The organism is Weissella sp. ESL1177 (genome assembly GCF_058107185.1).
In genome coordinates, this window is the sequence record NZ_CM176591.1 from 554,046 (window position 1) to 562,468 (window position 8,423).

The following is an 8,423-nucleotide window of genomic DNA, read 5'->3' on the forward strand; positions in this document are numbered from 1 at the left end:
ATGGATAAGTGGTGTAAACACCTAAAAGAAAGGGAAATATAAATAAATGATGCAAAAAATTTTAACAGATAGATTGATTATTAGACCATTAAAGACAACAGATTATGCGAGTTGGTTGAATGGTTTTTCTGAACGTAAGCCATCTCAGAATCCATTTGACGAAGGTCTTATGGACATGAGTGTTTGTACACAAGAATGGTTTAATGACTTGGTCAAAAAACATGACGAGTTAAGAAATACAGATAACACATATATTTTTGCAATTTTTGATAAAAACCATCATCATATTGGTATGGTTGATATTGCAACACTTGCCAGAGCGACTATGAACTGGGGTGAAATTGGTTATTTTATTCATAATCAATTATGGCGAAATGGTTATGCGTTTGAAGCAATATCAGCTATTTTAGAATTTGCTTCTCGTGAATTACAGTTTCACAGAATAGAGGCACATGTCAGTTTGCCAAACACACCCTCTAAAGAACTGTTAAAGAAATTAGGATTTTCGTTTGAAACTGTTCGAAAGAACTTTATGTACGAATTTGAACAGTGGTCGGATAAAGAAGTTTATTACTATAACTTAAACAATAATAATTTAACTGATTAGAAATTTAATCGATGATTTTTTTGACAAAATCAACGATATTCAGGGAATAATTAAAATTAACATTTTTTAATTTATTTTTAATTAACTGTTGAATTTTCTAATTATGATGTTATCATTAAATTATTCTAATCATTACAAGGAGAGATTTCATGATATTACAAACAACAAAAATTAATCATGTTGTAATTTCAACAACTATTTTATGGTGGCGGCCAATGAGATAGTTGGCTATTTGTGATGGGCTAGCTATCAGTTATGTATTAACGATAGCTAGCCGCTAGATTATTTATTTTAGTAAAAGACAGCGGTTAGTTAGCACATGTTGTGCTGATTAGCCGCTTTTTTGTCTAAAAAACATTGTTAACAAACGGGAGAAATTATAATGACATTAAAAAAATTAACTTTACTCATGTGTGTCGGGATATCAACAACTATTTTTACAGTTGAACAACAAAATCAAACGGTTTTTGCAGATCAAACAATTAATTGGACAGAGCCATCGTCACTAACGACAACTAATCCATCTCAGGCAAATGATGCAACAGCAACCGAAATTGTGACTCAAATTGGACAAGGTTTATATCGTAATGGTAAACACAACAAGGCGCAATTGGCCGATGCAAAATCAGTTGACATTTCTGATGGTGGTCGAAAATACACTTTTCATTTAAAGTCGAATCTTCGGTGGTCTGACGGTGAACAACTAACCGCAAATGATTATGTTTATGGTATTCAACAGACTGTAAGCCCGAAAAATAAATCAAATGGGGCAACCTTAGCAACACCGATAAAAAATGCCACTGAAGTTACTAATGGGACTAAGTCAGCAAATGAATTAGGAGTGAAAGCTATTGATAACAACACCTTGGAAATCACATTAAATGAACCAGTACCTAGTTTTAAAAGCATTTTAGCTAGTTCCTCATTTTATCCAGAACCACAAAAATTTGTGACTAAGCTTGGTGATCAATATGGTACCTCTGCTAATAAAACGCTCTCAAATGGACCTTTTGTCTTAAAGAAATGGAATGGGTCAAGTGATTCTTATCAATTAGAAAAAAATAAATTTTATGAGGATAGTTCTGAAGTTAAAACAAAACGTATTAATGTTCAAACGGTTGTTGATAATTCAACAGGCTACAATTTGTATAAATCTGGCAAATCAGATTACACACCATTAACAGCAGATCAAGTCAGAATCAATGAAAAAAATAAAGCTTATCACAGTTTAGTTAATGGTCGAACAGATTTTTTGGGCTTGAACACAAAACAAAAATATTTAAAGTATAAAGATATGAGAATTGCTATTCGTCAATCAATTGATACGAAGGGATTAACAAATAAGGTGCTTAAAGGTATTGAACGACCAGGTAGGTCATTTACACCAGAAAATACAATTACAAATCCCAAAAATCATAAAGATTTTAGCAAAGAGGCAACGACGAAACAATATCCATTTAACAAATCTATGGCTAATAAACGATTTAAAAGTGTTAAACAACAATTAGGATCAAGTAAAATTCATCTCAGTTTGTTAGCTGATAATGACGAACAAAGTAAAGTTGAAGCACAGTATATTCAAAGTCAATTACAAAAGAATTTACCAGGTTTGACATTAACCATTAAGTTCGTACCTAAAGCAGCACGAGTTAAAGCACAGCTTGCACATCAGTTTGATATTGTGCTTACTTCATGGGGAGGAGATTATGCAGATCCGATGAGCTTTTTAAATCTATTTACAAGTGATAGCGGTATTAATATCGCACAATTTAATGATAATCAATACGATAACGCTTTAAAAAGAGCTAACGGTGAAGATGTGAATAATCAAGGCGCTCGTTATCAAGATTTAATACAAGCAGAACATCGTTTACAAAGTGAATTACCAATTGTGACGTTAGGACATAAATCGACACCTGCATTAATTCGTCCGGATGTTAAAGGATTAGTAATCAACACATATGGTGCAACATTTGATTTTAAGAAAGCATATAAGGCTAAATAGGAGAATAATATGACAAAAGTACGTTTTAACAATGCAAATGTATTTATTAAAGGTGATTTTAAACAGATTTCTTTTACGGTTGACACTGATTTGGGAATTTTTACAGACAATGAAACATATGATTCAAGAGTTGACTTGTCTGGACGTTTTGTAATACCAGGTTTGATTAATGCCCATACACATATTTCTGACTTAACAGAAGCTGATAAACAATCATTACCAGTAGTCACAAATCAAGTTGAACGAACGGTTTATGCAATCAAACATTTACACGAATTTTTGATGGATGGTGTCACAACGATCCGTGATGTCGGTTCAGTGAAAAATATTGATATTCATTTAGCAAAATTAATTAAGCAAAGAACAATTGTCGGTCCAAATATCATTGCAAGTGGCTCTGCGTTAACAATTACTGGTGGTCATGGGGCTGGATCAATGGGAATTGAGGTTGATGGACCTGATGAAGTAAGAAAAGCAACTCGTCAATTATTAAAGCAAGGTGCGCGAAATATTAAACTAATGGCAACAGCTGGGGTGACAGGTAATGATGCCGAAATACCTGGTAATGTAGAATTTAATACTGATGAATTAACCGCGGCAGTCATTGAGGCTCATCGTGTAGGCGTGCCCGTGGCTGCTCATGCACAAGGAACTCAAGGTATTAAGAATGCCATTCAAGCTGGTGTTGACTCTATCGAACATGCGATTTATCTAGATGATGAAGCCATTGATATGTTACTAGAAACAAAAATTCCAATTGTACCAACATTGGATGCACCAGCAGCCATTCATAATCATAAAGGACAAGTTGTCGATTGGATATATGAAAAGAATGAACCTGTTGTAGAAATTCATCGTCAAAGTATTAAAAAAGCCATTGATGCTGGGATTCATATGGTCATGGGAACGGATGCAGGTACACCATTTAATGATTTTATTGATGGTTCAACTAAAGAATTAGAAAGAATGACGTTATTAGGATTGTCACCTCGTCAAGCCATATTATCTGCCACAAGTGAGGCTGCTAAGTTATTAAGAATTGATCATCAAGTTGGCGAGATAAAAGATAATTTTATTGCAGATTTTATTATCCTAGATAAAAATCCGCTAGATAATATCACAATTTTACAGGGTGCAAAAAAAGTATATAAATATGGTAAGTTAATCGCATTTGATGACTAAAATATTAAAATTAATTCAGAAAAGATTTTGCTTTTGATTTTTGGCAAACTTTTCTGAATTTTTTTCATGGTCTGTATCAAGTTAAAAAAATTTATTTATCAATATAGTGGACAAAAGCCACTATGTGCGATTATAATCAGTGTAAGGAGGTACCAATAATGGAGGCTAAACAAATAGAACAAATTCGTAACTTTAATCGTCATTACACATTATTACTAGGTATTTTAGATAAACAAGTCTTTGATACTTCTTTAACCTGGCCAGAAGGACGACTTCTTTTAGAAATTAGTTTTAACTACCCTGTGACACCTATTGCACTTTCAAGATCTTTGAATCTAGATAAAAGCTATACTAGTCGCTTGATAAATCGCTTGATACAAAAACAAGAAATTATAAAAAAAGCTTCAAAGACTGACTTACGTTCGGTTGAACTATTTTTAACTAGTAAAGGTAATCAGACTGTTGCACAATTAAATCAAAAATCAGATCAGCAAATAAAAAAAATATTAATTTCTGTTCCTGAACAACAACGTGCGCAACTTTACCAAGCTTTTAAGTCAATCAATACAATTTTATTTGAAAAATGAGGGGAATTATGTGGTCTGAAAAAAGATTTGAAGAACTAACTGCTTATGAACTTTACCAGATTTATTTTTTACGAGTAGCAACATTTGTCGTTGATCAAAAAAGAATCTATCAAGAAGTGGATGCTCATGACTTAACTGCATGGCACGTATTTAAAATGATCAATGAAGAAGTTGTTGCTTATGCGAGGATTTTTCAAGAAGGAGATCATATCACTTTTGGACGAGTTGTCGTTGATAATAATTACCGTGGTCAAGGATTAGGAAAAGAATTAATGACCCATGTTATGCAAAATATTACTAATAAATTTCCGGAACAAAAAATTGAAATTGAAGCACAACAACAAGTGGAATCATTTTACAAAAAAATAGGATTCATCAGTCAAGGTCAACCTTTTATTTTTGAATCAACACCACATATAAAAATGACCCATCCAGAAATACGTCATTAGGACTAATGAAGTTGAACGAGTCATTGGTTGAAAAGATATGTACTAGTTAATAAAAATAATGTCACAAACGCTATCATCATAGTGTTTGTGACATTATTTTTATATGATAACGATTAATTAAGTTAAAAGCATTAATTAACTGTTCTCCTGAAGTTATAGAAGTTATTTATCAAATTAACTTAAAAACCATGCTGTTTAACGAATTATTTCATTAATAATGTCTGAAAGGCTTGCATTAGAGTGAACTCTACCGTTTATGATATAACATATCATAAAGAAAGAAGGATGCTAATATGAAGGTCAGAACATTGGGAAAATCAAACATTAAAGTGTCTGCAATTGGATTGGGTACAATGGGAATGGATCATGCTTATGGACCGCAAAGGAATCGACAAGAGATGATCCAGCTTTTACGACAAGCTGTCAAATTAGGCTGTAACTTTTTTGATACTGCGCCAGTTTATGGCGAAGAAAATGAAAAATTATTGGGTGAAGCATTTGAACCAATACGTCATCAAGTCGTGATTGCAACTAAGTTTGGTATTACCGGTCAAAAAATTGTCGATGGCAAAACACAAAATGTTTTAGATAGTCGGCCAGAATCAATATATGAACAAGTTGAGGCGTCATTAAAGCGCTTAAAAACTGAAACGATTGATTTGTATTATCAACATCGCGTCGATCCAAGGGTTGAACCTGAAACAGTTGCCAAGGTTATGCAGGATTTAATCCACCAAGGTAAAATCAGAGCTTGGGGAGTTTCAAATGCGCCGATAGATTATATTCGGCGTGCTCATGCCATTTGTCCAATTTCAGCTATTGAAAATCAATATTCTATGGTTGCTCGTCAACCTGAAAAAGAACTATTTAACCTTTGTGAAGAATTAGGAATTGCCTTTGTGGCGTATAGTCCATTAGGAAATGGCTTTTTATCAGGTAGATATACTAAAAAAACAAAATTTCCGGAAGGTGATTTTAGAAATTTCATGGGACGCTTTAAGCCTGAAGTATTAGATATCATTAATGCAATGGCAAAACGTAAAAATGTGACTGATGCTCAAATCGTTTTTGCTTGGGAATTAGCACAGAAGCCTTTTATTGTACCAATTCCAGGAACAACGAAAATAACAAGATTAGAAGAAAATTTAGCGGCTGCTGATGTTGAACTAACGCCATCTGAATTACAAGAAATTAATGCGGCTTTGGATAAGATTGATATTGATGAAACGCACTTTTAATATCACATTAAGTTAAAAAATTAATGATTGGAGAAGTAAAGTATGAAATATATTACATTAAATAATGGCGTTGAAATGCCACAGTTGGGATTTGGTGTTTTTCAAATTAGAAATCAAAAAGAAGCTGAACAAGCCGTTGTCAATGCACTTCAAACGGGATACCGTCTAATCGATACAGCTGCTTCATATGGCAATGAAGAAGCAGTTGGTCGAGCTATTGCTAAAAGTGATGTTGCCAGAGAAGAAATATTTGTTACTAGTAAACTATGGGTTTCAGAAACGGGATATGATGCGACCAAAAAAGCGATTGAAAAGTCATTGGTACGTTTAAAATTAGACTATCTTGACCTGTATTTAATTCACCAACCCTATGGTGATATCTATGGCTCTTGGCGAGCAATGGAGGAAATGGTGCAGGCTGGTAAAATTAGGGCTATTGGTGTTTCTAACTTTGAAGCTGATCGTTTGATTGATTTAAAATTAAATAATAAAGTCGCACCAGCTGTGAATCAAATTGAGATTAATCCTTGGATGCAACAATTAGAAAATACGGCCTTTATGCAACAAGAAAATATTCAGGCTGAGGCTTGGGCACCTTTTGCTGAAGGTAAAAATGATATATTTAATAATCCTATCTTGCAAGAAATTGGACGAAATCATGATAAAACAATTGGTCAAGTAATTTTACGATGGTTATTACAACGAGACATTGTTGTTATTCCTAAGACTGTACATTTAGAACGAATGGCAGAAAACATCAATGTTTTTGATTTTAAGTTAAATCAGGAAGAAATGCAGTGGATTAGTCAATTAGATAAAAAGGAAAGTCAATTTTTTGATCATCGGGACCCCAATTCAGTTAAACGTATTTTGAATATGACACGAAACGTTTAAATTTTGAAAAGCAGGTAATTAATATTATGACTGAAAAGTTAAAAAATAAGATTGCTCTAATTACTGGTGGTAGTTCAGGGATTGGGTTAGAAGCAGCTAAAATAATGATTGCGGAAGGTGCCTTTGTTTATATTACGGGTCGCAGAAAAAATGTTTTAGAGCAAGCCGTGCAAACATTAGGTAGTCAAGCAGTTGGTATACAGGCTGATGTCAGTATAAAACAAGATATGACAAAAGTTTATACAATCATTAAGGAACAAGCAGATAAGCTTGATATAATATTTGCCAATGCAGGTATTGGTAAATATATTCAGTTAGCTGATATCCAAGAAAATGATATTGATCAAACATTTGATGTAAATGTTAAGGGTGTTATTTTTACAGTTCAGACAATGATTCCTTTATTAACAAAAGGTGCATCCATTATTTTAAATACTTCAATTACGGCTGACTTAGGGTTACCTGATTTTAGTCTTTATGCTGCATCGAAAGCAGCAGTTCGTTCTTTTGTTCATAGTTGGACTACTGATTTAAAGAATAAACAGAGATTAGAGTGAATGCAGTAAGTCCAGGAGTTATTCCAACAGCAGCTGCAACGGGGGAATTAGGACGTAGTAAAACACAAGAATTAGAGCGCCAGCAATGGCGAGCTAGTTTAACACCTCTTGGCAGAACTGGTCAGGTTCATGATGTTGCTGAAGCTGTGCTTTTTTTGGCATCTGATGATAGCGATTATATTACTGGTATTGAGCTCACAGTAGATGGTGGGTTATCTGCGGCATTTGCTAATAAGTTATAATTATAATATGTGTTTTAAGACAAAAAAGGGGTTTGTTAACTAATGAATATTGACAGAGTTGCAAAGAAATTCAATATATCAAAAGATACATTACGCTATTGGGAAAAAGTAGGATTATTACCCAAGATCAGCCGAAATAGTGCGGGTTATCGTGAATACACAGAATATGATTTAAATTGGGTATTCTATATTCAAGTTTTACGTAAAGCTGGAATGACTGTTGAAAGATTATTAAAATTTGTTTCCTTGTATCGACAGGGCGGACAGACTAATGAGACTCGTAAATCGATATTGGTTGATCAACGCCAAGAATTGTTAGCACAAATTAACGAAATCCAAAAAACTGTTCATTATTTGACATTTAAAATTGAACATTTTGAAGATCGCACTTTAAATTATGAAAATGAAAAATTAGCATACGAAAGAAAAACGACGGATTAAAGATGGGTAAATTGTAAAAGCAAGTGATGGCTGACTTTTACAACATTTAAACGAACAGTTTCAGAAATATTTGATAGTAATTATATTCAAAAAATTAAATATTCCATGTTTTTAGGCGGTAAATTGTCGGAATTATTCTGATAATTTACCGCCTAATATTGTTTATATACTGATTATCATTGGGTTAATACTTTTTACCAACGAGTAACTTTTTAAAAATC

General features: G+C 33.2%; 10 protein-coding genes. All 10 read left to right on the top strand.

Annotated elements, in window-relative coordinates:
- Positions 1–46: 46 nt before the first annotated feature.
- The 10 genes from AC3B5D_RS02645 (at position 47) to AC3B5D_RS02690 (ending at position 8,202) form a co-directional block, all read left to right on the top strand.
- Positions 47–607 (top strand): GNAT family N-acetyltransferase, encoded by a 561-nt coding sequence (locus AC3B5D_RS02645; RefSeq protein ID WP_489839647.1) that lies wholly within the window; start codon positions 47–49, stop codon positions 605–607.
- A 382-nt stretch (positions 608–989) separates the two neighbouring features.
- Positions 990–2,612, top strand: coding sequence for a peptide ABC transporter substrate-binding protein (locus AC3B5D_RS02650; RefSeq protein ID WP_489839646.1), 1,623 nt, complete (start codon positions 990–992; stop codon positions 2,610–2,612).
- Between the two features lie 9 nt (positions 2,613–2,621).
- Entirely contained in the window at positions 2,622–3,794 is a 1,173-nt protein-coding gene (locus AC3B5D_RS02655; protein WP_489839645.1) for a metal-dependent hydrolase family protein, read from the top strand.
- Positions 3,795–3,952: 158 nt separating this feature from the next.
- Entirely contained in the window at positions 3,953–4,381 is a 429-nt protein-coding gene (locus AC3B5D_RS02660) for a MarR family winged helix-turn-helix transcriptional regulator (protein ID WP_489839644.1), read from the top strand.
- An 8-nt stretch (positions 4,382–4,389) separates the two neighbouring features.
- Positions 4,390–4,830, top strand: coding sequence for a GNAT family N-acetyltransferase (locus AC3B5D_RS02665; RefSeq protein ID WP_489839643.1), 441 nt, complete (start codon positions 4,390–4,392; stop codon positions 4,828–4,830).
- A 293-nt stretch (positions 4,831–5,123) separates the two neighbouring features.
- Entirely contained in the window at positions 5,124–6,068 is a 945-nt protein-coding gene (locus AC3B5D_RS02670) for an aldo/keto reductase (RefSeq protein WP_489839642.1), read from the top strand.
- A 42-nt stretch (positions 6,069–6,110) separates the two neighbouring features.
- Positions 6,111–6,962 (top strand): aldo/keto reductase, encoded by an 852-nt coding sequence (locus tag AC3B5D_RS02675; RefSeq protein ID WP_489839641.1) that lies wholly within the window; start codon positions 6,111–6,113, stop codon positions 6,960–6,962.
- 26 nt (positions 6,963–6,988) lie between these two features.
- On the top strand, positions 6,989–7,519 hold the full coding sequence (locus AC3B5D_RS02680; RefSeq protein ID WP_489839640.1) for an SDR family NAD(P)-dependent oxidoreductase: 531 nt from the start codon (positions 6,989–6,991) through the stop codon (positions 7,517–7,519).
- Complete coding sequence (locus AC3B5D_RS02685; RefSeq protein WP_489839639.1) at positions 7,516–7,761, top strand: SDR family oxidoreductase; 246 nt, start codon at positions 7,516–7,518, stop codon at positions 7,759–7,761. The genes AC3B5D_RS02680 and AC3B5D_RS02685 overlap by 4 nt, the downstream gene beginning before the upstream one ends.
- Before the next feature lie 42 nt (positions 7,762–7,803).
- Positions 7,804–8,202, top strand: coding sequence for a MerR family transcriptional regulator (locus AC3B5D_RS02690; RefSeq protein WP_489839638.1), 399 nt, complete (start codon positions 7,804–7,806; stop codon positions 8,200–8,202).
- Positions 8,203–8,423: the final 221 nt, after the last annotated feature.